Consider the following 25,968-nt stretch of genomic DNA (forward strand, 5'->3'; position numbering starts at 1 on the left):
GTTTCTCAGTTTAATGTTTATAACGAGAAGTCTCTGAAGCGGATCCACCGAGGGTTCAAAGGACTCCAGGACACCTTGGAAGCATCATTTATTTAAGTTAGATACATATTATATGTACGAAGGCATTTCATTTACACAAGATTCTTGACGCTACCGATTTTGGTCGAAATATAGCTGCACAAAAAATTTCAGAGGCAGACGTATCATCTACTGGCACGATTCAAATTGCAGATGCTATTGTTCAAATAGAAAAGCAGTATACAAGTTCTAAGAGTAAGGGAATGGAACAATTAGTTAGTTCTGCTTCTGAGTTTCCAAACCGAATTTCTGGGATAGTACACAATGGTGTCATTGAAACAAAAATTGATGGACAAGGTGCCTTACTAAAAGCAAAGCGACACATGGCACTGGATGAAATTGTAAGTGACTTAGAATTTTACTTGAAAACTTACATCCGGCCGACAAGTATGGCGGATTGGGCAACGAGATTAACGCGTATCAATGAAAAAAATTTGAGAGAAAGACTCGATGATAAAGTGTTTTCGAAAATGCTAAGAGGCCAAGTCGAATATGGCGTGGCGTGGCCTGATTATAAATCGGTCGAAGAGTTATCTACAGATTTGTTAAAGGATATGCCAAGTCTTCCTCCTGTTGAGCAAGTAAAGTGGTACATGCAACTTAAAATCAAAGAATATGATAATTATAGTGCAAAACAATTCAAAGCAAAGATTAAAAGATCCAAGTTAATTGCGACAGATAGTGAAGGTCATTCGGATAAGGTTGCATTATATTCTGGGTTCTTTGTGGACTTTGTGGATAAGCGTCAACATTATTTGTTATTTAGTGGTAATTGGTATAGCGTTTCGCAAGATTTTTATGATACTTTAAAGAAAAAAATTGGAACCGTAGATGAATATACCGATGAACTACCAATTTTAGAAACAGAACTCAATGACGATGGAAAAGTTCACTACGAAGGGGAGGGAGCATACAATGAAAAATTAGCGAAATGTGTTAAAAATGGTCGTCTTTTTGATAAAAATAATTTTTCTAATAATAGAGGAAATTCATTTCCTGGAGTTGAAGAGCCAGCCGATGTTATTACTTCTTCCAGACGGCTGTTCTTTGTAAAAAAAGGGGATTCGTCATCAGCGTTAAGTCATTTATTTTTGCAGGGGTTGGTATCCGCTAAGCTACTTACTAAGGAAGGTGATAGTGATTTTCGACAATTTATTAATAATAACTCTGGCTTTGAAGAAGATATATTTTCTGAAGATTTAATGAACTCGGATGTAACCTTGGTTTTTGTTATTATCAAAAAAGACAAACAGTTACCGTTCTTTTCCATGATTAGTTTTTCAGAAGTTGTCGATAATCTTCGTGAAATGGGATATAAAATACAAATTGCATGGGCTAGAATGAGTACACTTCCTAAAAAAACAGAAAAGGTTGCTCAATGAGGGAACCTCTATACTTATGCAGCTTGTGTAGCACTTGGTAGGTAAATTTCCAATTCAGATATGGTGACTATAGATAATCTAACTGGAGTAATAGTAGGTCATTCGATTGACTCATGATCGTTTTTTTGCCTAAACTATGCCCAAACCGTGAAAAATTATCGGATATCTTGCACCACCAACCCCCAACTTGCTATCCTATAACCAAACAGCAACACCATATCCCAATCCCAAGATCGGAGGTCAGGTCTATGTTCAAAAACAAGTTAGGTAACAGCTCAGTCCTATTCGGTGCCGCAACCGGTGCCATGATTCTATTCGGTACGGTGTTAGGGCTGCTCGGTATCGGTGGTCAGCCCAATGAGGCTGCGGCAAAAACAACGGCGGTGAGGGTTGAGACGAATCATCAGCTCAAATCGGCGATTACGGTGGAATCGAATGGTAAGAACGCGTTGTTCAATAAGGCGGGCACGTTGAAGCATGCGCGGGTGGTTGCTGGCAAGCAGCGGTTAGCCACGATGGGCAACAGTGATTCAAGTAAGCACTATTTCCGCGCGTATCGCGTGGCGCGGTTGAGTAACGGGTTGGTCTACTACAAGATGGTTAGCTTTGATGGTAAATACCGTGGCTGGATCTACGGCGGCAAATCCACCACGAAGGTTGCGGGTGGCATCAAGCGGGCCGCAACGGTGACCAAGACTGCGGTGCCGAACGCCGCAACGGGGCATGCCTACCGGGCTGGTCAAACGGTTTGGGGCAAGCCGAAGTGGTCCGTTTATAAGAATAAGCTAGTGGCGCCGAATACCACTCAGTATTTGCACCATGACTTACGGATCTTGGATGCGAAGCGCCTGACGCGTGAAGGGACCGTCTACTATTATGTGCAGAACCTGAATGATTCGTCGTTGAATGGTTGGGTGCGGTCTGATGGCATTGTGGATAAAACGTAGTAACAGCGCAAATTAGGTAATGGGTTGATTCAATCCACAACAAAACACAACGTTTCAGCGCTCTTTCATATAGCAGAGCGCGAGGCGTTGTGTTTTTTGTGTTGTTTTCATTTAGCGGCACCCGTGAATAAAGACGGTAAGCTGCGACCTGCTTAAAGATGAGTGCTCATACCAGAAAATCATGATATTCATTTTTTCGCCCGATAGCTTAATTATGAGAATCAGTATCAAACAAATTGATTAACAACGATACTGAAATGACTATAAGACGTTATATTAAGCTAAAATATTAGTTGCCCACAATTATTTTGTCCGTTAAAAGCACTAAATCTGAGATATACGCATGACAAATCAAGATAAAGTGTGAAGATTCTGTGAATTTTTCTCAAATAAGATTAATTTTGTAATCGTTGGTGCTATGATGAAGCCATAGATATAAATCACGTTAATTAGGGGAAATGATTAACGATGACGACTTTTTAAATCCTTGGAGGGGACTAAGATGACAAAGCATGGGGGAAGTCTCGGGGAACCGAAGACTCATTTTAAGATGTATAAAAAAGGCCGAAACTGGATGGTCGCTGGGGTTACAGTGGCGACGATTAGTTTGGGTATTTTTAGCTTGGGTAGCGTTTCGGCGCAGGCGGATACGGCGGATGATGCCGCTGGGAACACGACTAGCGAAACGGCGCCGAATGCGGCTGCGACTACTGCTTCTAGTGTGGTTTTGAAGAGTAGTCAATCGACTAGTGAAACTACCAATTCGGCTACGACCGGTGAGGCGGCTGCTGAAGGTCAATCGACGGATGTGGCTGGCAGCACAGACGCAACCGAATCAGCCACGAGCACCACTACAGCATCCCAAGCTACCGAAACGTCAGTGAGTGCAACCGATAACTCGGCAACGACGAGTGAGACAGGAGCAACTAATAGCACGACTAACCAAGCAGTTACTGCAACAACCACCGAACCTGCAACTTCGCAAGTTAGCACCGAATCAACGTCAACCGCAACGCAACCCGCAAACGTGACGGTTCACCATTTAGGTAGCGCTGACGCAACCGAACTAGCTGCCGCCAAAGCAGCGGCTAAAGCTGAATATGAAAAGACGGGGATTGCTCAGACAATTACCGTGGCCGACAGTAACAATACCTACGAATCACAAGGTTACCTCACAACAGCATCACCGGATTTCATCATCAACGAAACTCCTGGCATGAACGATTACGCAGACGGGATGTCCGGGACCAGTCGTTGGGAACTGACCAATGATGGGGTGCTCCACATTGAAACTGGTGAATTAGGGAGTACGACCGCAACGAAGCAATCAGAAACTGATCCAACCGACCGGACAACCGTTAGCAACTGGGCGATTTATGCGGATTACGTAAATACGATCAACTTTGAAGGGCCGGTGTCGTTACCGGATGATGCAAGTTCTATCTTTAGTGGCATGAGCGTATTGACGACCATTACTAACTTGGATCGACTTGATACGAGTAAAACCACTAAATTTGATAACCTATGGTCTCACGATCCTTATTTAACTGAGTTTGATGCGAGTTCGTTTGATATGTCGAATGCGACCTCAATTAAGGAAATGTTTAAGAATGACTACTTGCTCAAATCATTGAACGTTGGCAACTGGGATGTTTCTCACGTGACAGATTTCGAGGGTGTCTTCCAGAGTTTGGAATCGCTGACCAATTTAGATGTCAATCAATGGGATGTTAGCGCGGGGACTAATTTTAATCACCTGTTCAATGACGCAGGCATGACAACATTGGATTTATCAAATTGGCAAACCAACGCAACTGCGTCAACGGATGACATGTTCTATGACATGAGTAACTTGGGTAAAATTACCTTTGGGCCGGGATTTGCTCTAACGCCGCTCATGCCAATTCAAGTTGCTAGAGATAAGTATCAGCCACATACGTACGTTTGGCAGCAAAATTCTAACTGGATCGGCCTAGGGACGGGGACACAAGAAGCGCCAACTGGAACCAAATTGGTGAATACGACTTATTCTGGGGTGCCAGATACCTACGTTTGGTTCGTGGATGACAATGGCGTGATGAAAACAGCCTTAACGACGGCCACGTTTAACTACGTTGATCAGGATACTGGTGAAATCGTGAAGACTGATACGATGGTGAACGCGCCAGATACTTGGACGAGTTATTATCCAAGTATTCCGACCGGTTATTATTCAATTGATGTACCACCAATTTCGCAGGGATTTAGATACGCCCCCGATAACGGTACGGTGTTCAATTATACGGTTGCCAAATCCTCACCAACGACAATCACGTTACCGCTGTCGACCACCGTTCAAACTACGGACGGCACCGTCATTCATCAGCAAAAAGATGTCATCACTAATGAAGCGTTTGCACATGACGAATCTGGTACGCAGATGGTCACCGAAATTGTCTCAACAGCGACTGAAAATGGCACCAACGGCACCTTTGTTGATGTGATTCCGGCCGGGTACGAGTTAGTTAGTATCAATGTGAAAAAGGATAGCCCCGCGATGGGAACGAGTGACGTGACCTATAATTTCAAAACGGGCATTGGCGAATCAAAGATCCACTCACTGGCAACCGCTGACACGCCAGCTACGACGCATGATTTAAAAGACTTGTACACGCAACTTGGGTATGATGAACAAAGCTTCTACACTGATGTGAAGAATGGCATTATGCGGATGGTCAACGCCAAAGGTGACACGTATACAACGACGATGGTGACGAATGCTGTCAATCTGTTGGGGCTGAACCTTAGCAATGAAGCCGTTTTCTTCACCGTTGAAGCCCTACCACAAACCGGCGCCGTCCAGTACGTGGATCACATTACGGGTGACGTGGTGGCCACGGACAGTATTTCCGGGGTGACCGATGAAACGGGGACTTACCAGACGGTTGTTCCAGACGGTTATGTGTTGGCGGATGGTCAAGATTCAGCCGTGGCATACAAGTTAACGGCGGATCATTTCGTGCCAATGACAATCAAACTCAGCCGAGTCCTGCAAACACCGGATGAATCAGCGGTTAAGACGACGTTGACGGTGCACTATGTGGATCAAAACGGTAACCCAGTAGCGCCAGACAGCGTTACAACCGGTCAAATCGGAACGGCCTACAGTGTTACATCACCAACTGGCGCCAACGACACGTTGGTGAACCCAGCCCAAGCAACTTTGGCTGGTAAATACGTTGGAAATGCGATGACCGCAACGGTGGTTTACCAGACGGTTGCGCCAAGTGATGGTGGTGCGACTACCGGTGTGGAGACTAATCCTGGCGGGACGACTACGCCTGATGAGGGTAACGTGCCAAGTGGTACTGTGGATACCGGCGATAATAACACGCCAACCGCGCCAACGACGACTGAGCAGGCACCTTCGACGGTTGCAACGCCACAGGCAACTACGCCTACTAACGGTGCAACTGGTGACGCAACAGCAACTGGAAACGACACTAATGCTTCGGAATCGCAAGCAGCCACCGCGCCCGAAAATGAGGCGGTTGTTGGTGAGAATGACACTACCAACGGTGCAAGTCAATTTAGTAACGCTGCCTTAAAGGGGACAGATGCTGACGGCACTGCCACCGCTAATGATGCGGCACAGGGAACTTCAGCACAGTTACCACAGACGGATGAAACCACGCAGGCAACGAGCTTGCTGGGATTGATTTTGTTGAGTGTGACCGGGATGTTGGGACTTGCTGGGAAACGCCGGCGGGATTGATTTGAGTTGAATGATTGGATTTAAAAACCAGCAGTTCAGTTTCAGTGATGAAATTGGCTGCTGGTTTTTTGGTGTGTAAAAGGCCGTAACTGGATGATCGCGGGAAACGCGATTATGAGTTTCGGCCTAAGTGTGTTTGACTTGGAATTGGGAAGCGAGAACGTCGAGAGTTAACGTTGGTAATAATAAGACCCGCCAATTGGTTTCACGGTGTCGCCCAACCGATAATACCAAGATTTAAGCACGGTCTGACCGTGATACCGGGTTTTCTTCAAGTGCCAAATCGCATCCGTGCCATTCTTACCCAGCGAGTAGTAACCACGGGGAGATTTTTGACTGACAACTAAGTCGTATCCTGAACGATAAGCCGCCAGTCGTTTTCCGGAAAAATAGCTTGGTTGGCCAACTGAGCGACCGTAACGGAAATTATTGACGTAAAAGCCGTATTTGCTGATACTGAGGAATTGCGATTCGCCGTTGCTGTCGCGGTGTGTCTGCCATTTTCCACGAAGTGAGGATGGTGTGGTGGTGTATTTGGCCGAAGCTTCTGTCGGTTGAAGCCAACTGACACCGGCACCAATTGAGAGAGTGAGGCCAACCGCTAGCAAGGTTTTCGTTGAAGTGAGCATAATCGTCATCTCCTTAATTTTAGGAACGCTGGTTAACTACGAGATAGCTGTAAGAAAAGATTTATCAAACTAGACTTTTTTGGTATGCTTTGAGTAACGAATGCTCACTAAACTCAAAAGGGGACGACACACATGAACCTGCACAAACTCAACCACTACCTGCTCCTAACCACGGCAACTTTCGCCGGCGCTGTGGCCCTCGCCACCACGGCAACCACCACTCAAGCTTCCGCGCGCACCTTCGCCACACCAATTCGTGGCACTTGGTATCACAAGACAGGCAAGCATCAAACGGCGGTTAAATTCACCGCCAGCGCTGCCAAGGTGACCGGAATGCCCAAGACCGTTAAATTGAGTAACAAAGAAGTGCGCAATATTAACACTAAATTCAAACTCAGTATTAACGGCACCAAGACCAAGAACTACCAAGTTGCCGGTTTCGACTATCTCGGCGGCACGTTCCAGTTCGTCCCAACCAAGCTAAAGTTGGCCGGTAAGACGCGTAAGGTGTTGGTGAAGTTACCAAACGATGCATCGACAAAATGGGAAGTTTATACCACATATAAGTCATCGGTTGCGCGGACGGCGCGCGTGCGGATGGCGTATTAGAGCGAATGGCGGATCAACTTTTATAAAGTTGGTTCGTTTTTAATGTTGGGAGTTATCAATTCTGATGAGCATTCATTTAATTGATAATGACACACGGTCAAACAAAAGTTAACTAAGATAGCGAATTTTTAATTGAACTAGACCAATATGCGGTGGATTTGTTAAAATAATAGTAGTCAATCACTTTATGTCTCAGTTCTGGAGCCGCCTTAATTGAACTTAGTTTTAACAAAGTTTATACTTCTAGCATAAGCAGAATACTGAAACGGGTATTTTTTATCTCCAGACTGAAAATGAAGGGTGGCGTTGTTATGCAAACTAAAATTAAGAAGTGGGGAAATTCACAGGGAATTATGATTTCAAAACAATTGTTAACCCAAATTGGAATCGAGCATCCAATTGATCAAGATATCGAACTGAGTGTTAAGGGAAATCAACTTATCATTGAGAAAGCTTCTAATGAATCGAAATTAGACAAGTTGTTTGAGGGATTTGATTCAGATAAGTATTTCAGCGAAAATAAAGGTAAGTTAGAGTACGATTGGGGAGAGAGTGCGGGCAAAGAGGTTTGGTAACAGTTGTAAATATGTAAATAATATGTTGGAGTTGTTGTGAATGCAATATTTTCAAGGAGACATTATTTATGCAACTTTAAATCCACGTAAGGGACATGAACAACAAGGTAGACGGCCCTCGTTGGTTGTGTCGAATAATTCATTTAATAAGCACACGAATTTACTGAAGATTGTTCCAATTACAAATCATGGCGTTGAATTTCCACTACACGTTAAGTTACCAGAAGGATTAAAAATTACTGGACAAATTCTAACGGAACAGGAAATTTCAATTGATCCGGGAGTTCGTAACGTTGATTTTATCGAAAAGTGTCCAAGTGAAGTTTTAGAAAAAGTACTAGAGTTTATTACGGAAACGTATTGAATTAAGGTAGATAGCGTATAGCTGCGAGTTTTCGGCTATACGCTATTTTTTCAATAAAAATAAAAAGAGCCAGCAGCTCACACTGCTAGCCCTTTCAGGATGGTAACTCACTTATGCCGCCGCTGTGGTTGAGACACAGGGTTATTTCAAAAAGTCAGGGTTCATAAACTCGGGGTTTGGATAGTGATAGAAGCCTTCGCCGGTCGATGGGCCTAACAGATTGGCGATGATGCGTTTTTTCATTTTATCAGCCGCACGTTGTAAATCAGCGTCACCGGTGCGTTCGGCTTCAGTGACCACGATGTTGTAGTGGGTGCGCAGGCCAATCATGTCCAGAATCCCAAACGGTCCGATTGGTGACGATAGCACGACCATCCAAGTTTTATCAATGGTTTCGGGCGTCGCAATTCCATTTGCCCAGAGCTTCAGTGCCGCGTTCAACCATGGGACCAAGAGACTGTTGAGCACGTAGCCGGGTTGTTCTTTTTGTAGTGGGATGGCGATCATCCCAATCGACTTCGCGAAATCGACCACGGTGTTAAATACCGCCCGATCCGTCTCCGGTGAGCCCATCACTTCAGCCGTGTTACGCAACCAGATTTGGTTGGCAAAATGCAGGTTTAGGAAACGAGTTGGCCGGCCAGTAGCTGGTGCGATATCACTTGGTAACAAGGTCGATGAGTTACTTGCGAAGATGGCGTCCTTGGGTGCAACTTGGCTGAGCTCTTTGTAGAAGCTTTGCTTGATCGCAATCTTTTCTGGGATCGCTTCGATAATCAGGTCAGCGTCCTTTGTGGCGTGACCTAAATCGGTATCAAAACTCATGCGGCTCAGGGCAGTTTGAAATTCGGCCATGGTCACTTGCAAATCGTGCTCGTAGTTTGGTTGTAGTTGATCAATGAGCAACCGCGCATGCTTCACGGCTTCCTCGTTAATATCGTATAACGTGACTTCAAAGCCCATAAAGGCGGTTTGAAAAGCAATCTGGCTACCTAAAACGCCACCGCCTGCAACCGTTACGTGTTGAATCGTCATGTGAATTCCTCCTCAAAGTTAAGTGACTTTAGTATAAATAGCCGCTGGCGGGAGTGAAAGCCGAAAAGCACGATTTTGAAGCTAAAGGGTGCTAAACTGGATCGTGGTATCTGGTACAACCAGAACAAGGAGGCTATTAACGTGAAGTTTGAACCGATCCATGCGCCCAGTGCGACGGATGTTTTTACGAATCAGATGAAGGAAGCCATTATTTTAGGGAAGTTAAAACCCGGAGAGACGTTACCCCATGAGCGCGAACTGGCTGAGCAGATGGGCGTTAGTCGGTCAGTGATCAATCATGGGTTACAGCGGTTGGCCCAGCTGCATTTGATCACCATCAAACCACGGCAGGGCGCGGTGGTGGCGGATTATCTGATTGATGGGACGTTGGAGACATTGCATGAAGTGGTAGCGCTCCATGACGGCTTTTACACACCGGCAATGCTTCGGTCGATCTATCAAGTGCGGCGGTCGTTGGAGTGTGACGCAATCAAGTTGGCGGCACAAGAGCGGTCGGCTGAACCGTTGCGAGAAGCTCGGCGGGCGTTGATGCGGTTCAAGAATGGTGATGGCTTAGACGTTCAAGCACCGGCGATTTTTGACTTCTTCCATTCGCTAGCAATCGCCTCGGGCAATCAGGTGTACACCATGATGATCAACAGTTTGAAACCCATCTATTTGCGGTTGGGGCGTTGGAACACCCAACGTGATAACGGGGTGGCAACGATTTTTGAGTTAAATGAGACGTTGTTGACTGCAGTTGAGGCCGGTCAGGTTGCCGAAGCCGTTGCTGCGGATGAGCGATTGATCGAGTGGAGTTTGCAGGATCTGATGCAAGCCTGATGAACAGTTCTAATTTTGGTAGTCTCATGATTTAACTCATGAGGCTTTTTTTATGCTCATGATGAGCAGGTTACTATCCATTGTTTACCCGGAATGGTTGGAAATGCTGTTGTAGCGGGGATAATTGACTGGTCAATTTTTGCCAAAATTGAGAATTTTTCGCAAATTTTTGGTCGTTCTAGTGAGGAAAAGTGCTACTTTTTTGAATATTTGCCGATTTACGACCAAAATGAAACCGGTTTTATAAGCTGAAATCGGTTTATTTGAAAAACCGAAGATTTTAAGCTAGGCTTCCGGTGGTTGGTAGGAGAATGAACGCCTTATATTATTATAACATTATAACAATTACTTGATAAATTGTATTAGCGTAAAGACGAACTATTACTTTAAATAGCGATTGATTATCCGGATTCGATTTTCAGGTGAAAATTGGCCGTTATAATTAGTTCACAATTGTCGTATTTTATATGCAGTTATTTTGGCTAAAAATTGTATGTTAATTTGATAATTAGCAAATTAGTGTATAAGTATCGGAAAAAGAGGTCATAAATTTACGGTTGTAACCCTTGAAAATGTCAATTATACTTGCATTAATCTAAAATTAGTCTGGGCTTAATCTTTGGATAGGGGGTGAAGACAACGCTTACTTTTTTTGGACAACCCAAGTTTTCTAGAAGTGGCGCGAACGATTTAGCGATCGGCTATGAACTATTTATTCGGGAAGCGCATGGCGATGAGTGGACGCTGCCGCACGACTTTGGGGCCATTACAGCGCCAACGATTGAACGATTGTTGGGGCAGGTTTTGGAAGTGTTACCGAAGACGACGAGCATTGTGTCCTTCAATTTGGAACAGACCCAGTTTATTGATCCGGCCTTCGCGGCAATGGTAGCGCGCGTTCAGGCCAAAACAGACATTCACATCTACACCGAGTTAACGGAACGTCAGGACCCGAACGTGACAGCGAGAGTGCTGTTTTTCGCCGCCCAGCATTTTAAACAACTCGGCTTATTAGTTTGCATCGATGACGTTGGCACTGGGTTTAACACCCCTGAGTTGGTGTTACAACTGGATCCATACATTGACGAGTATAAGTTTGCGTTACAGAATCTACGACCGTTCAACACCATGGGGGAGGTTGAATCGGAACTTCAGTTCTGGTACGACTTAGCAGCGACCAAGCACAAAAAGTTTGCGATCGAGGGGATCGAAACTGAGGACGAACTGCTGACCATTACTGAAAAATTCCCTTGCGATATTTTACAAGGGTACTACATTGGCAAGCCGCTATTGATTCCAGTGGGAATGACGTAGTAGCGACCCAGACAGGCAAATGCATAGGAGCGCATTTCAGGTGGGGTATCTCGAAAATTACTAATAATTAGCTGATTCGCAAATCAGATGCGGGTTAGACAACCGATAGTAATTAAGGGGATATACACATATGGATAAGAAACGAAATCAGCTTTACCGGGACATGCGTTCAGTTAAGACGCACTATAAGGCTTACAAGGCAGGTAAGCGTTGGTTAGTGGCCGGCATTTCAATCGCCACTTTCGGCTCGTTCTTGATGACGAGCACCGCACATGCCGATACGATAAGTGAAAATACTGCAATTACAGCACAGACATCGACGCAGGGAAGCAGTCCAGCGGCGGTGTCTTCAACGTCCGCTGAGCCGGCAACTACTGGCGAGAGCACGACTTCGACAACGACACAAGCTCAGACTCAAGCAACAACCGGGTCAACTTCAGATGCTTTCCAAACAACGGTCACCACTTCGGCGACCGCTGATTTACCTGTGGGCACAACTACGAGCACGGGTACGGATGGTAGCGTAACGGTTGACTTGCCGGCTGGAGCGACTAGTGCGCACATTGCTACGGCTAAGCAGGCGGTGGTGGCTACTGGCGCCAGTGTTGGGACGGTGACGGCGAAGGATGGGGCTAGTGCGGATGTGAGTGGTGCTACTACCAGTTCAACGACACCAGCTAGTGATTCGGACAACGTCACGGTTGATTCGATGGATGGTCAAACGGTTGGCGATACAACGATGAAGTTGACTACACCGCAGGATTTCACAGATAATTTTGTGATGACGGGGTCGAAAAAAGATGGCTCGGGCACAATTAGTCAAACTACTGAGTATATGGACGATTCAACGCCTGGAACAGTGTTGTTAACGGATAAGGGTAGTTCAGCCGGTGCCTATGCGTTTGGGGCGCAGATTGACACGACTAAGAGTTTTGATTTACAAGGGGAGTTTAAAACACCACATACTGTACAGGTGAGTGCCAACGATGCTGGTGGTGGTGGCATCGGGATCATTCTTCAACCTGTAAATCCTGATGAATCTGGTGTTAATGGTGACCCTGGACTTGATGTCGGAATTGCAGGACAACCTAATACAACGTTTATTGGTCGAGATCTTTATGCGAACACTGCATCTTCGGATCCGCAGGGGAACGTTCTAATTATTCGCCAAACGGATAGTACAAATACTGCTAATAACGCAATGAGTAATTTCGATACTAGCATTAATGCGACTATTCCTGGATTGGTAGCACAATCAAATAATACGATTTCAACAATGGATAAGGCGGACGATGAGTACTTCGAATTAAAATGGACGCCTAATTCGACGACGCCAGATGCAACTACCCAAAAAATTACGGGGACGATGACGTACACAACGTACAGTGATGCGGCGCACACTACTCAAATTCAAACGGTAACCACCAATAATCTTCACCTTTTTCAGTTTACTTCTATTGCGGCATTTGGGGCCATTGGTGGTCAGGCTGGCGCTAGTGGTCATACACGTGAAGTTACACTTAGCAGTTTCACGCTCCAAGCCGTTACTGAACCGGTCACAGTTAACTACGTTGGTGAAGATGGCACAAATTTAGGAACAAGTACGTTAACTGCTAAAGTTGGGGATACAATTTCGATTGCGGCAACTTCCGACATTGCTAACAACATCTTCGCACCTAAGACAATTGATGGCTACACGTTTAACCCAGATAACGAAGATGGCCAGTTAAGTTTAACGGTTACCAATCCAGCTGCGACTACTGATGTTACAAGTGGCACAAACACCATCACCATCTACTACAGCAAGGAAGCCCCATACTTGGTTCAGCCAACTGACGAGAGTGGCAATCCAATTGGAGATCCGATTGATGCTTCGGGCTTAGTAAACCATGACATTACCAGTTACCCAGACGTTCCAGGTTACACGGTTGTTACAACTGAGACTCATAAAGTGCCCGGAACGACAGATACAACAGTGAGCGTAACGTATCTAGCGAACACTGTTGAAGCAAATGTGATGATTCCATCTTCACTGGGTGATCAAACTGTCACAGGTGTCACTGGCAAGACTGCCGAAATCGTTCAAGTTACAATTCCAGCTGTTCAGGGATACCATACTGATCAACAGACAGTCGATGCAACAGTAAATACTGACGGCACGATTACCACGACAGAAACGGTCAATTACATTCCTAATGATGTAGAAAATAGTGTCGAGATTACAACGAATAAAGGGACTCAATCTGTTAAAGACGTTAGCGGGAAAACCGGCGATCAATTAACAGTCACGGTACCAACTGTAGAAGGCTACACACCAGATACAACAACAGTAATGGCAACGGTTAATCCGGATGGCACCATTACAACCGACCAAACGGTTAACTACACGCCGAACACCGTCACGAAGGACGTCACAATCGGCACCAATAAAGGTGACAAAGTTGTCAACGTCACTGGCCAAACAGACCAAACGGTAACAGTTAACGTTCCAGCAATTGATGGCTATCAAGCAAGCACTAATACGGTGAATGCAACCGTCAATCCAGACGGCACCATTACAACGACTGACCAAGTCACTTATACTGCAAATGCTGACACACCATATACTGTCACAACCGTGGATAGTAACAAGAATGGCATCGGTGACAGGGAATACAAGCAAACTGGGACGACCGACACCACGATTCAAGTTCCGGATATTGCTGGCTACACGGCTGAAGTCACTAACGCAACGATTTCAGGTGACGGTAAAACCAACGCAACGGTGGTGTACACACCGAATACGAATACTGCCTACAAAGTGATTGCAACGGATATGCAGGACAATCAATTAGGTGATGCGTATGAGTTGACTGGGACAACCGCCACAGCGATTTCGGTGCCAACGATTGACGGTTACACGGCTGAAACAACAACCGCTACCATTAATGGTGATGGCTCAACTGAGGCAACCGTGATTTACAAAGCCAACACGGCCAACGTTACCATTGCTGGAACAACCGCAACCACGGATGATCAAGGGGTAACGCATCTAACTTTTGGTGATGCACCAGGGTTAACCGCGACATTACCTAATCAAGCTAGTGTTCCCGTTGAAGTGACTTACAGTCAATTGAATGCGGATGGCACAACTACGCCGGTCACTGGAACGCCAACCCACGTTGGAACTTACCTTGTCCAGGTCACACCTGCTGCTGAAGCGGCGTTAACGAACGATTACGGTGTCCCAACCGATGGCATCTCTACCGGGACGCTGGTCATTGACCGGGCAACGGTTCCAGCTGATGATGCTGCTAAATACAACGTCACGGTGACCCCACAAACAATCGATGAAGGGCAAACGCCGGCCAGTTTTACGGCTGAATTTGGCAACTTGATGACTTCAGATCTCAGTGCCAGTGACTTTGTGATTGCTAATGATGGCCAAACTTGGACCAACGGTGAATTGCCACAGGCTGCTGGAACGTATCAAGTTAAGCTGACGGATGAAGCGCAGGCTCGAATTACCGCTGCTCAAGATTACGTGCTGACCGATGATAACTTTACTGCCGGTAACTTGATTATCCGGAAGGTGGTCAAGGATAACGATGGTCGTGATGGTTCAATTACGCTAGGGACTGATGGTAAGACTGTCGAGACAGTGGTTTTGACGGCTGCTGATGGGACTCAAGTTCAGGTTTCCCGCGATAGCAACAACAACTATAGCGTTACAGATCCATACACTGCGACGAGCAATGGTAGTGGTGTGGATATCGCCTCACCAAGTCAAACTGATAATACCAATACCAAGGTAAAGGGGACAATCACGACCGTTGAAACCAACAGTGTAACGGCTGACGGTATTTCGACAACTACCACCACGACGACGGACTTAAGTGGTAATGATACAAAGGTGATTGCAACGACCGATGCCAAGGGCAACATCACCGGCTTGCAAATTACGTGGCCGGGTTCTGACACGCCAGTTGACTTAACGATGAGTGATGGCGCGATGAGTGGTACTGATGGCACGATGGGGACGATCACGGACGATGGCGCCAGCGTGATTCATGACAGTGGCGATGGGACTGAAACGGGTGATATTAAAACCGATGGTACGGTCACGTATCGCAAGACGGTGACGATTGAAGCTGGTCAAAATGCGACCGCAACCGTGACGACTGATGATCAAAATGCTGTGCTTGAAGTGAAGTGGCCGGATGGGATTGTCACAACGGATTCGACTGGTGCTGGCGTTACCACGGCAACTGATGGTGATACGCGCACGATTACGCGGTTGACCACTGGTGAAAACGGACAACAAATTACCGAAACGTTGACGTTGGTTCATGATGCCGAATCAAAGGTCGATACTGATGGCTACCAAAAACAACAGTTGACGACGATCACTGATCAAAATCCAGTGACCGTGACCACGGATGAAGCGGGAACGGTACGTTCGGTTGACGTTCAGTGGCCAGGTGATGAGCAACCAGTAACGTTAACTGCAACGTCAACAGGTACGCTTGAAAATGGCACCACCACAGCAACTGTTAACGCCGATGGGTCAATTACCGTTCAAAAAGTGACGCTGACTGATCACACTCAGACAACGTTGACGACGACCGTTGGCCCAGACGGTAGCCGGGCCTATTCTGGGACGCAAGTTGATGGTGATGGTAACGGTGCTGTCACGATTTCAACGGATGTATTTGGTAAAACAACTGGGGTTCAAGTGGCTTGGGAAGATGGCCAGACCGGTAGTTTTAATGTTGATGATCAGGGGGCGCTCGTGACTGATAATGGCGCGGATACGGTTGCGGTTACGGATGATGCCACGATCTTTACGCACAAGACCACTGCTGGGACGAACCTGACGAAGACCGTTTCTACCACTGGCGAGGAGACGAACCTCGTTGCTGCGCCAGTTGAGGTTCCGGATGCTATTAAGACGGTTGCGGATGTGACGGCTGCTCAAACGGTTTTGTCGACGGCGGTAACGACTGCTAACCAGACAGAAACGGCTGCTAATATTAAGTTGGTTGATGACGCATTAACTAACCTGACTGCAGTTATTAGACAGGGTAAAGCGGTGGTAGAAACTGCTAACCAAACTCTGAAAGTACCTGATTTGATTAGTGACGAGGACGATGTTAAGGCAGCAATGGATGCGTTAACGACTGCTTTAACGGATTCTAAGGCAACGATTGAAACAATTAAAACTGACACGGATACGTTAACTGATTTGGTTGGAAAAACACAGGATAGTCGGGATCAGGCAACGGATTTGGCTACGAAGGTAATCGAAAAAATTCCGGGTGATGTTGCTGAAAATAAAGATGTTTTGACTGCGAAGACTGACTTAGACTCAGCTATCAAATCCGGAACGATTGAAGCAATCACGACGGCAACAGAAGCGTTGACCAATGCCATCAATGTTACGAGTAACGCCCAAGCTAAAGGTCGGCAAGTAGTGACGACACCGGTTAGTCAAGAGCCAGATGTGCAGAATGCTCAGGCGGCGTTAACTGAAACGCTGACAAAGGGCACGGTTGCTGATATTAACAAGGCCATTGCGGCACTTCGGGAAGCGGTATCGAAGGCAAATGAAGCACGAGCAACTGAAATTACCGGAGCTGAAAAAGTAGTTGGTACCATTACGTCAACGATTAAAGGCAACGCCGAAGTACGTTCTGCCAAGAGTAATTTAGATGACGCCTTGTCAAATGCTGAAGACAATGACGGCACAACTGGGACTATTACAGAGATGACAGGTAAGCTTGGGGATGCTATCGACAAGGCAACCGACGCTTACAATCAAGGGCAAGTCGCCTTGCAAATGGCACAACCGGTTAACAACGAAGCCGGTGTTGCACAATTAGCCGAAAACTTAACCACCCTGATGAATGCTGGCACAACCGCCGATATCAACCAAGCAATTGCTAACTTGAACACGCGGAGTGAAACAGCGTTGGCGGGGCGGAACGTTGCGTTGAAATTTGCGACTACCACTCAATCTAAGGTTACAAATAATATCGCTGAAAACGCAGACGTTGTCACGATCAATGAGACACTGAGTGACCAAATTGCTAAGGGAACCACGGCTGGCATTAACGCTGCTGCAATCGCATTGCAAACGGTCATCGAAAGTACTACAACCGCTAAACAAAATGCCAACACCGCACTCAAATCACAGGAGACAGTTGCCAACGAACCGAGCGTTGCAGCGAAAGCTAACACGTTGACGAATTTACTGGCAACCGGTGCCACTGCTGATATCGTGGCAGCAACGGAAGCCTTAACGACTGACATTAATCAAGCAAACTACAGTCGCACAACGGCATTCAATGCTGCGAATACAATTGCGATTCCAACGGATTTAGCAACTAACACCAATGTGACGAGTGCTCAAAATAACTTACAAACTAAGTTAAAATCAGGCACCACCAGTGAAATTATGGTAGCCACAACGACGTTGACAAATACCATCACCGCAGCAACATTAGCGCAAACTACTGCAGCCACTGCGTTAGATAATGTTGCGCCAGTTGGCAACGAAAATAGCGTTCAAATGGCAACTAATTTGTTGAAAAATGTTTTAGCTAGTGGCACAACTGCGGAAATTACTACTGCCACTGAAGCACTGACGACAGCAGTTCAAACTGCTTCAAGGGCTCGGACGGCCGCCATCGATGGTGCGAGAAACATTGTCGCTTCAGATAACCAAGTGGCTAATGAAGCTAATGAAGAAGTTAAAACGGCTCGCGAAAAGTTGAACGATAAATTGGCTAATGGCACCACCGACGACATCAACAACGCTGCAACCGCATTAGCAAATGCCGTCCAAGCGGTGACCGTAGCCAAAACAACGGCCAATGCTGCCCTTGGCAACCTCGGTGATGTCGCTAATGAAAAAATAGTTCAAACAGCTGTGACTGGCGTAACTGAGTTGTTAACAACGGGTACAGCAGACGCCATTGAGAAAGCCACGACAACGTTACAACAAGACACCGCTACTGCTAAGGCGGCGCGCAACACTGCTGCAACAACGGCCAATGCGGTTCAGGTCCCAACCGAACTCAAGGCCAACCAGGACGTTAAGCAAGCGAGTGACAAGTTAACGACGGCCTTAACCACTGGAACGACGGCTGAGATTGACACGGCAACCACGGCATTGACTACTGCGATTACCAATACCAATCAAGCATTGACCACAGCAAAAACCACGTTAATCGGCGTCGGCCGAGTTACCAACGAACAACCGGTCGCTACTGCAATGGCAACGTTGACGAAGACCTTTACGACGGGTAGCGCCGCTGAAATCAATGCAGCCAACGATGCCTTAACGGATGTGCTTAAAACCGCGCAATCGCAACGTGATACGGCAATCACTGCCGCAACTGCCGTGGTGATTCCAACACCGCTCAAAGCGAGTGCTGACGTGACTGCAGCGCAAACGGCCCTGACCACGGCCTTGCAAGTCGGGACGACGGCAATCATCGAACAGGCAACCGCTGATTTGAACACCGCAATTGCCACAACGGGCACAGCACAAACCACTGGTCAGGCGGCATTAGTAACGGCTAACGCAACTACCTTGACCAAGGAAACCGGGGTGGCTAACGCGTTGACGCAATTAGCAGCCTTGTTAGAGAATGGTACAGCGACTGCTACGGAATTGACGCAGGCTACACAGCATTTAGCAACTGAAGTTGGCACTGCCGAAACTTTACGCACTACGGCAATCGATACGGCTGAGACGGTTACGATTCCAGCCGAGTTGGCGCGTCACCAAGATATAATAGGCACCAACGATGCGCTGATCAGTGCGGTGACGGCTGCCAAACACGGTACGGGCACCACGGCACAAATTGAGCAAGCAACAATCGCGCTTCAAAACGTGATTGCGACTGCGCAAAATACCAATGACGTTGCCCGGGCCGCGATTGCGGTGACCGACCTCTCAACAACGGCCACGACGCCACTCGTTCAATCCGCTAAGCAACAGCTCCAAACGTTGCTTGACGGTGGTACGGCGACGATTGCCCAACTCAAGCAGGCGACAACGAATCTGGCAACGGCGGTTGAAACCGCGCGGACGACCTTTACGCAAAGTTGGTCAGACGGTGCGATTTCAACGATTCACATTGCTGACAACCATGAGTTGACGGTGACCACGGTCGCAACCGATGGCACCCGCACCACGGCAACGATTGCGGGTGGTAATGGGACTGCTGACGGCTTGACCTTCGTTACCCCAGCCGATGGCGCACTCAGCGTGTCTAAGGCCACAACGGTCGCTGAAGGGCAGTTGGTTGAAACATTGACCGTGCCACGGACCACGGCGATTACGGTAACCACTACGTTGACCACGTCCACGCCGGCAACGACCAACATCACGGTGCCAGCGACTACGGTTACCACGACCACGGTAACGCCAACTGGGGATACCACGGTCACAACGGTGGTCACGAGCCAACTTGGTAAGCAAGGGCAAGTCGTTGCCACGGTGGCACCAGAGGCAACGACGCCAACTGTCGTGCTCCTGCCTGATGGCACTGATGCGCTGACGGCAACCGGTACCAAGCGGAGCACTCAAAGTGATGGCGCACAAGTGCTCACATTAACCACGCCACAAGCTGATGGCAGTGAACTGACGCAACAGTTGATCATCCAAAAGAATGGGACGGTCAGTTACGCGAAGACGGCTAAATACACGGATACCGATGCCAACGTGGCAACGGTTGAAACCAACGCCAACGGCCAACTCGTTCAGTTAACGACTTATGACGCCGGTACGAAGCAGGCAGTCGTCGTTGATGCAGCCGGTATCGCCCAACTCTTGGCGATTGCTGATCGGACGGGCAGCCAAACGGTGGCTGGCTTTACCATCACCAAAGCAGATGACGGTAGTTTAGCGGTGGCTTGGGCTGGTAACAGCGGTACGACAACTTACGCCGTTGGGACCGATGACCAAGGAAACTTTGCTTACACCAAGGTCGCGGTTACCAAGGATACTGACGGCACCACGGTCGTTGCAACCAATCTCGATGCTGACGTGACGTCGATCGATAAGACTTGGAACGATCAGAGCAAGACCAACGTTCAAGTTTCACAGCGCACGACGGCCATTGAGAAGCTGATCCAACAGCTCCTGCAAGATAAGGGTGTGCTCCCAACGACTACGCCAGAGCAGGCCGCGGTTTCGGCGACAGCCCCAACGCAGCATTTGGCAAATGACGTTAACTTGGACTACGATGCAACTACTGATAGCTACGTGCTCCACAAAGCAACTGATCCGTTGACCAACTACCATACGGCGGTCACGGCCAAGCACGGGAAGGTGTCGGACAGCAAAGATCAACTTTACCAAACCGATGGCAGTCAAACGGTGATCACCACCCAATTGACGGCGGACGGCGCACAGTTGACCCAAGCCGACACGACCTGGTTAGATGGCAGTCAATCGACCATCCAACGCCAAGCTGACGGCACTTACCAATTGGTTGAACAAACCGCTACTGGCGAAACGAAGGCGACTGATTTGACGCCGGGAACTACGGTGACATCTGGGACGTTAAGCTTTACCGCAACGCCTGATGGCAACGTGGCCGGCGTTCAGACGACTGGCGACACCCAACTGATCTTGGGCGCGGATGCGGCTGGTAACTTCACGGCCAACCAAGTCACGACCGTTACCAACAATGGCAATACAACGAAGGTTGTGACCGATGACGCCGGGACGCCAATCGCCATGAGTCAAACTTGGTCGGATGGGTCACAGACGAAACTGATCTTTAGTGATCTGACCGCAACCACGTCATCATTGACACAGTTAGTTCAAAACCTACTCAACCAAATCGGCGCAACGGCACCGGACGCGATTAAGGTTGCGGATAACGCCCAACAGGTTGGTGGCGTTTTGATCAAACGTAACGGTAACAAGGTCACATTGTCGAAAGTCACAGCCGGTAACGTTGAGACTTCGGCTAGCGTTGATCAAGAAACTGGCGACGTGTTGTACCAGGAAACGACCCTGTCACAACCGGAAGTCGTCACGGAAACGGTGGTTGAGACCGTACCAAATGATGCAACTGAACAAGCCGGGGGAACTGCCGGTGATGGGTCAACCGCACCAGCAAAACAAGCAAACACAGCGGAGTCGACTGGAAATACGGCACGGACGAACGAAACGCAGTCTGCTAACAATGATCCAAAGGTTAAGCAACTTGGCACCTCTGGACAAGCAGGCAACCCTGAATTCGAGACGAATGGGGCGTCCGAATCCAATGGGCATGCTGAGCGGACGGGTAACATCGAACAGCTTGCAACTGATGGGGAACAATCTCTGACGGCGCAAACTGGCCAGAACGCAGCCGGTGAAGCTACAGCACAAGGGCAATTGCCACAGACGGATGATCAAAGTAACGACGCAGCTTCATTAGCGGGACTGGGATTGTTGGCTGGTTTGGCTGGTGCGCTTGGGTTGCGGCGGAAGCGGCGTGAGGAATAGTTATAGTAAATAAATAAGGAACCTACCAAACTCGGTAGGTTCCTTATTTATTTACTAATTGATTTCTGGATAATAGCGCTCGCCTGAAAAATGCCGATTTTTCATTACTTTAGCGACTTTCTTAGTTGCATAAAAGTGCTCATAAGTCCATACGCCGGCGCCACCTGCGGCACTTAAAACACGGAAACGAACACCGTGATAGCTATGAATTTTCACTTTGTAATAGTCACCGGCACCTGCAGTTTGATTCCAGCCATAAACCCAAAGCCATGGTGATTTAAAAGTTGCGAATGTCCAATTTTGATGTGAAGAAACTTGTTCACCATCGAGGTTTAGATTTCGCGTGTGCAAAGGGGAACGACTATAGTACCATTTTTCATAGTAAGTATGACTACTTAAATGATTGGGCGTAAATCTCATTTTTTCGTATCGACCGTCAGTGTAATGATACCAAGTTCGTTGAAATCTGGCTGGATAGTGACGAAGCGAATTCTTCGCTGAGGCAGAGGTTGTCGTTGTTGCCCCAATAATTCCCAATGGAAGTAGTAATAGTAAAGCAGATTTGTAGATAGTAGATTTATGCATGGCAAGGCCTTCTTAAATGGATGAATTTAATATTCTTATTATATCATTAAATAATTTGGCAATATGCCTTGATAAAGAAATCTAATACTTTTCAAAAATGAAATTAATTTGCCTGATAATATACGATGCATAAATTCTGTCATAATCAGAACCCCACCTCCCGCATTTCCCAAGTTATATGATAAACTTGATAGTAACTAGTGTTATAACACTGCTACTAATACACATTTAAAACTCAAGGAGTCTCAACATGCCCAACACCCCCGAAGCCGACTTCGTGCAGCAAGTCGCGCAACTGAACCTCGCCATTGCGACGCACATTACCGAAACGCTGGCGCCGTATGACGTAAATGCATCCAACTACTTCTACCTGATGAAAATCGGTGACCATCCCGGTATCGTGCAACGTGAATTTAACGACGTGGTACACCTGAATCCCAGTTCGATTACCCGCGCCGTCAACCACCTCATCAAAAAAGGATTGGTCGACAAGCGAACCAATCCTGAAGACAGGCGAGCAACGCAGCTTTATCTGACAGCGGATGGTCAGCAGATTACCACCGCAATCAATCAATTTATTCAGCAGTTAAATGCCGAGTTGATGTCTAGGTTGGGGCCGGACGCTCAGCACATCTTTGAACAATTGATCCAACTTCGTCACTCGATTGAACAAGGCACGGCCGATTAAGCATTCTTGAAAGTTGGGTTGTCTTTAAACATGTGCCACACTTGCTCGGTCATGTCGTTGTTCTCTTGTTTAGTGGCCCGCAGTTGCGTCCACGAGGTGTCGAAGGTGATCTCTGGCGTATCGCTTGCCAGTTGGTCGATAACCGCACTGACGAATTCGTTGAGGTCAGAGCCGTAGGTGTGTTCACCGCTCCCGCCAAGGTTGGTGTTTACAGCCGGCGGTAGGATTTCAAATACCTTGGTGTCGGCTTCCTCCAACTGGAGGCGCAACGATTGGGTAAAGCCATGAACGGCATTCTTCGAGGCGGTATACAGTGGGACCCAAGCGCCAGTGGTGATGACCAGACCGGATGAGACGTTGATGATGGCGCTATTCGGATGGCTCGTAATCAGTGGTAACAGGAGCATCGTCAGGTGAAGCGGGGCTTCAAAGTTGATGGCCAGTTCCTGATGGTACCAGTCCCAACTTTGGCGCTTATCCTGATTTTGAAGGTTGATCCAGCGCTGGATGCCAGCGTTGTTGATCAGCATATCGAGGTCGCTAAAATGAACTTGAACCCAGTCAGCTAACCGTTGACGTTCACTCGCTGAACTTAAGTCGGCCTTGAACGTTTGCAGAGCCGGTTGGGTCTTTTTGGCTTGATCAATGTTGGCCTGACTATAATCGACAACCAGTACATCGTTGCCCAACGCCAACAACTTTTGCGCGATAGCGAAGCCGATGCCAGTTGTACCGCCGGTGATTAAGACGTGATGATTAACGAGTTCCATAATGTCATCCTCCTAAAAGAATTAGTTTTCAAGTGAATCGTAACACAAATTAGGTGCATATGCACCTAATTTGTGTTACGATTTTAGCAAAGGGGATGAAAAAGATGATTGTTGTGACTTCAGCAGCTGGCCATACCAGGTCAATTATTGTTGATGCATTGGTGAAACGCGGACTGCCAGTGATTGCGACGGACCTTAATCCGACAGTGAAGCAACTACCAGGGATCGAACGGGCCATCGTGGGTGATCTGACTCAGTTGGACGTTCAACTTGAGATTATTAGTGCGGCGGATATTTTAATTTATATCCCACCGTTATTCTCACCGGAGGAAGCGTTGATTGGGAATTCATTGATTGATTTGGCAGCTGAGGCGAAGTTGCAGCAGTTCATTTTTATGTCGGTGACCCATCCCATTTTGAGTTCTTTATTGCAGCATACGGCCAAGCGTGACGTGGAGGAACATCTCATTTACACGGGTATGCGCACCCAGTTGCCGTACACGATTCTGCAGCCGATGCACTACATGCACAACTTTGATCCACTAGCGGTAAAGCGGAGCGGAAAATACCGGATTTTCTACAGCTTAGACGGTGCCGTTGCGTACGTTGATCCACTTGACGTTGCCGAAGTCGTGTTGAACGTGCTTGCGGAACCAGCCAAACATAACAAGGCCACGTACGAGCTGGTGGGGACCGCGCCGTACACGCCGAAAGAATTAGTGACCCGCTTCAATGCGGTCACCGGGGAGCATGCCGTTGCTGAATACGTGCCAGTTGAGCAGTTTTTAGATGATATCGGCGCGCAGGATTTATACTTTAGGACTGGCTTTAAGCACCTTGCCGACAGTTACAGCCAATGGGGATTGGACGGGAACGTAACTGTTTTAACGATGTTGTTGGGGCGGGACCCAACAACATTTGAGGACTATTTAGTCCGGGCGTTGGCGAAGTGACATGAGGATGAAAAGACGCTATTTTCGGATTGGGGAATCCGGGAATAGCGTCTTTTTTAGGTTGATTTGACTTGTTTTAAGAGATTGAGACATTGTTGCTGCCGCTCATTGGGTAAAAATGAGTTTCGAACGGCAAGTTGCATATAGCAGGCAATCGACTCACTTGATTTCAACGGAACCTCAACCACGTTGGCGTTCAATGGTAGTGAATTACCGATGACTAACCCAACGCCAAGGTTTCGGCTAACTAGCCGTGCAACCATTTGGTTAGAATCGGCTTCGTAGATAATTTTAGGTTGAACGCTTTGTTGCCGACACAGCCGATCTAAGGCGGTTCTTGGTAGCGTGTGTTTGGGTCGCGCAATGATGGGTACGTCTTTCAGGTCCATTGCGCTCACCATGCTTAACCGACTAAGCGGATGATGCACGTTGGCTAGGAGATAGAAGTGTCGAATCTCAAGTTGGGTGACGTTGAGGTCGCTGGATTGTTCCGGCTGGAGTGTTGAAAAGACCGCCGCATCTAGTTTGCCGTTTCGGAGGGCTTCAAGTAAGTTAACTGAAGGGGCAACTTGCGTATCAACGAGGGGCAGTAAATCGTATTTGATAAATTGTTCGATCATTGGTGGTAACCAAATGCCACCTGCGACATGTGAAAAACCTAAGCGGACTTGCTGTTCGTTCGCGTGAGTTACCTCTAATTTAACTTGCGCAAACTCTTTGATTAGTTTGCGCGCCTTAATGTAGAGTACTCGACCGGCGGGGGTGGTGACAAGTTGAGCCCGATGATTTTGCTGAGTCAGTAACGGGGTCCCGTAACTATCTTCTAGGCGCTTCACGGCAGCCGAGATGGCAGGTTGAGTCACGTTAAACTGTTTAGCGGTTTCGGTATAGTTACCAGCCTCGACTAGGTGGCAAAAATAGGTTAAATCGCGCTCATTCATGAAAACACT

At 47.4% G+C, this 25,968-nt stretch carries 16 protein-coding genes; 11 read left to right on the forward strand and 5 right to left on the reverse strand.

All coding sequences use genetic code 11. The features are described 5' to 3' along the window. Positions 1-140 precede the first annotated feature (140 nt). The 3 genes from ACYVR3_RS00005 to ACYVR3_RS00015 all read left to right on the forward strand — a co-directional run bounded on the left by ACYVR3_RS00005 (position 141) and on the right by ACYVR3_RS00015 (position 6,161). Positions 141-1,460: a DUF6119 family protein gene (locus tag ACYVR3_RS00005; RefSeq protein ID WP_461242616.1), complete on the forward strand. Its 1,320-nt coding sequence runs from the start codon at positions 141-143 to the stop codon at positions 1,458-1,460. Between the two features lie 248 nt (positions 1,461-1,708). Next, positions 1,709-2,407, forward strand: coding sequence for a hypothetical protein (locus ACYVR3_RS00010; RefSeq protein WP_461242593.1), 699 nt, complete (start codon positions 1,709-1,711; stop codon positions 2,405-2,407). 502 nt (positions 2,408-2,909) lie between these two features. Then, positions 2,910-6,161: a BspA family leucine-rich repeat surface protein gene (locus ACYVR3_RS00015; RefSeq protein WP_461242594.1), complete on the forward strand. Its 3,252-nt coding sequence runs from the start codon at positions 2,910-2,912 to the stop codon at positions 6,159-6,161. Between the two features lie 170 nt (positions 6,162-6,331). Here the strand turns inward: ACYVR3_RS00015 and ACYVR3_RS00020 are convergent, their stop codons facing one another. Further along, a complete protein-coding gene (locus tag ACYVR3_RS00020) occupies positions 6,332-6,790 on the reverse strand; it encodes a hypothetical protein (protein WP_461242595.1) in 459 nt (152 codons plus the stop codon). Between the two features lie 132 nt (positions 6,791-6,922). Between ACYVR3_RS00020 and ACYVR3_RS00025 the strand changes: the two genes are divergently transcribed. The 3 genes from ACYVR3_RS00025 to ACYVR3_RS00035 all read left to right on the forward strand — a co-directional run bounded on the left by ACYVR3_RS00025 (position 6,923) and on the right by ACYVR3_RS00035 (position 8,338). Continuing rightward, positions 6,923-7,399 (forward strand): hypothetical protein, encoded by a 477-nt coding sequence (locus tag ACYVR3_RS00025; protein ID WP_461242596.1) that lies wholly within the window; start codon positions 6,923-6,925, stop codon positions 7,397-7,399. Between the two features lie 311 nt (positions 7,400-7,710). Then, complete coding sequence (locus ACYVR3_RS00030) at positions 7,711-7,974, forward strand: AbrB/MazE/SpoVT family DNA-binding domain-containing protein (protein WP_461242597.1); 264 nt, start codon at positions 7,711-7,713, stop codon at positions 7,972-7,974. A gap of 40 nt (positions 7,975-8,014) precedes the next feature. Beyond that, the gene (locus ACYVR3_RS00035) at positions 8,015-8,338 is read left to right on the forward strand and encodes a type II toxin-antitoxin system PemK/MazF family toxin (protein ID WP_461242598.1); all 324 of its coding nucleotides are present in this window, start codon (positions 8,015-8,017) and stop codon (positions 8,336-8,338) included. Positions 8,339-8,479: 141 nt separating this feature from the next. Here the strand turns inward: ACYVR3_RS00035 and ACYVR3_RS00040 are convergent, their stop codons facing one another. Continuing rightward, positions 8,480-9,373, reverse strand: a complete 894-nt coding sequence (locus ACYVR3_RS00040; protein ID WP_461242599.1) for a 3-hydroxyacyl-CoA dehydrogenase — start codon at positions 9,371-9,373, stop codon at positions 8,480-8,482. A 141-nt stretch (positions 9,374-9,514) separates the two neighbouring features. Here ACYVR3_RS00040 and ACYVR3_RS00045 point away from each other — a divergent pair, with 141 nt between their 5' ends. The 3 genes from ACYVR3_RS00045 to ACYVR3_RS00055 all read left to right on the forward strand — a co-directional run bounded on the left by ACYVR3_RS00045 (position 9,515) and on the right by ACYVR3_RS00055 (position 22,022). Further along, positions 9,515-10,216: a FadR/GntR family transcriptional regulator gene (locus ACYVR3_RS00045; protein WP_461242600.1), complete on the forward strand. Its 702-nt coding sequence runs from the start codon at positions 9,515-9,517 to the stop codon at positions 10,214-10,216. 630 nt (positions 10,217-10,846) lie between these two features. Continuing rightward, on the forward strand, positions 10,847-11,530 hold the full coding sequence (locus ACYVR3_RS00050; RefSeq protein ID WP_461242601.1) for an EAL domain-containing protein: 684 nt from the start codon (positions 10,847-10,849) through the stop codon (positions 11,528-11,530). Between the two features lie 130 nt (positions 11,531-11,660). After that, positions 11,661-22,022: an LPXTG cell wall anchor domain-containing protein gene (locus tag ACYVR3_RS00055; RefSeq protein WP_461242602.1), complete on the forward strand. Its 10,362-nt coding sequence runs from the start codon at positions 11,661-11,663 to the stop codon at positions 22,020-22,022. Between the two features lie 54 nt (positions 22,023-22,076). On the opposite strand, the gene ACYVR3_RS00060 is transcribed toward ACYVR3_RS00055, so the two are convergent. Then, the gene (locus ACYVR3_RS00060) at positions 22,077-22,607 is read right to left on the reverse strand and encodes a hypothetical protein (RefSeq protein ID WP_461242603.1); all 531 of its coding nucleotides are present in this window, start codon (positions 22,605-22,607) and stop codon (positions 22,077-22,079) included. Positions 22,608-22,857: 250 nt separating this feature from the next. On the opposite strand from ACYVR3_RS00060, the gene ACYVR3_RS00065 reads away from it, so the two are divergent. After that, entirely contained in the window at positions 22,858-23,295 is a 438-nt protein-coding gene (locus ACYVR3_RS00065) for a MarR family winged helix-turn-helix transcriptional regulator (protein WP_461242604.1), read from the forward strand. Here the strand turns inward: ACYVR3_RS00065 and ACYVR3_RS00070 are convergent. Further along, a complete protein-coding gene (locus ACYVR3_RS00070; protein WP_461242605.1) occupies positions 23,292-24,065 on the reverse strand; it encodes an SDR family oxidoreductase in 774 nt (257 codons plus the stop codon). The genes ACYVR3_RS00065 and ACYVR3_RS00070 overlap by 4 nt on opposite strands. A gap of 104 nt (positions 24,066-24,169) precedes the next feature. On the opposite strand from ACYVR3_RS00070, the gene ACYVR3_RS00075 reads away from it, so the two are divergent. Then, complete coding sequence (locus ACYVR3_RS00075; protein ID WP_461242606.1) at positions 24,170-25,018, forward strand: SDR family oxidoreductase; 849 nt, start codon at positions 24,170-24,172, stop codon at positions 25,016-25,018. 56 nt (positions 25,019-25,074) lie between these two features. On the opposite strand, the gene ACYVR3_RS00080 is transcribed toward ACYVR3_RS00075, so the two are convergent. Next, positions 25,075-25,959 (reverse strand): LysR family transcriptional regulator, encoded by an 885-nt coding sequence (locus ACYVR3_RS00080; protein WP_461242607.1) that lies wholly within the window; start codon positions 25,957-25,959, stop codon positions 25,075-25,077. Positions 25,960-25,968 lie beyond the last annotated feature (9 nt).

It is taken from the genome of Secundilactobacillus muriivasis (assembly GCF_054785195.1).

Excerpts from the sequence above, each read along its gene's own strand:
- ACYVR3_RS00080 (WP_461242607.1), bottom strand. The coding sequence starts at position 25,959 with ATGAATGAGCGCGATTTAACCTATTTTTGCCACCTAGTCGAGGCTGGT.
- ACYVR3_RS00025 (WP_461242596.1), top strand. The coding sequence starts at position 6,923 with ATGAACCTGCACAAACTCAACCACTACCTGCTCCTAACCACGGCAACT.
- ACYVR3_RS00040 (WP_461242599.1), bottom strand. The coding sequence starts at position 9,373 with ATGACGATTCAACACGTAACGGTTGCAGGCGGTGGCGTTTTAGGTAGC.
- ACYVR3_RS00055 (WP_461242602.1), top strand. The coding sequence starts at position 11,661 with ATGGATAAGAAACGAAATCAGCTTTACCGGGACATGCGTTCAGTTAAG.
- ACYVR3_RS00060 (WP_461242603.1), bottom strand. The coding sequence starts at position 22,607 with ATGCATAAATCTACTATCTACAAATCTGCTTTACTATTACTACTTCCA.
- ACYVR3_RS00070 (WP_461242605.1), bottom strand. The coding sequence starts at position 24,065 with ATGGAACTCGTTAATCATCACGTCTTAATCACCGGCGGTACAACTGGC.
- ACYVR3_RS00075 (WP_461242606.1), top strand. The coding sequence starts at position 24,170 with ATGATTGTTGTGACTTCAGCAGCTGGCCATACCAGGTCAATTATTGTT.
- ACYVR3_RS00030 (WP_461242597.1), top strand. The coding sequence starts at position 7,711 with ATGCAAACTAAAATTAAGAAGTGGGGAAATTCACAGGGAATTATGATT.
- ACYVR3_RS00015 (WP_461242594.1), top strand. The coding sequence starts at position 2,910 with ATGACAAAGCATGGGGGAAGTCTCGGGGAACCGAAGACTCATTTTAAG.
- ACYVR3_RS00065 (WP_461242604.1), top strand. The coding sequence starts at position 22,858 with ATGCCCAACACCCCCGAAGCCGACTTCGTGCAGCAAGTCGCGCAACTG.
- ACYVR3_RS00035 (WP_461242598.1), top strand. The coding sequence starts at position 8,015 with ATGCAATATTTTCAAGGAGACATTATTTATGCAACTTTAAATCCACGT.
- ACYVR3_RS00010 (WP_461242593.1), top strand. The coding sequence starts at position 1,709 with ATGTTCAAAAACAAGTTAGGTAACAGCTCAGTCCTATTCGGTGCCGCA.
- ACYVR3_RS00020 (WP_461242595.1), bottom strand. The coding sequence starts at position 6,790 with ATGCTCACTTCAACGAAAACCTTGCTAGCGGTTGGCCTCACTCTCTCA.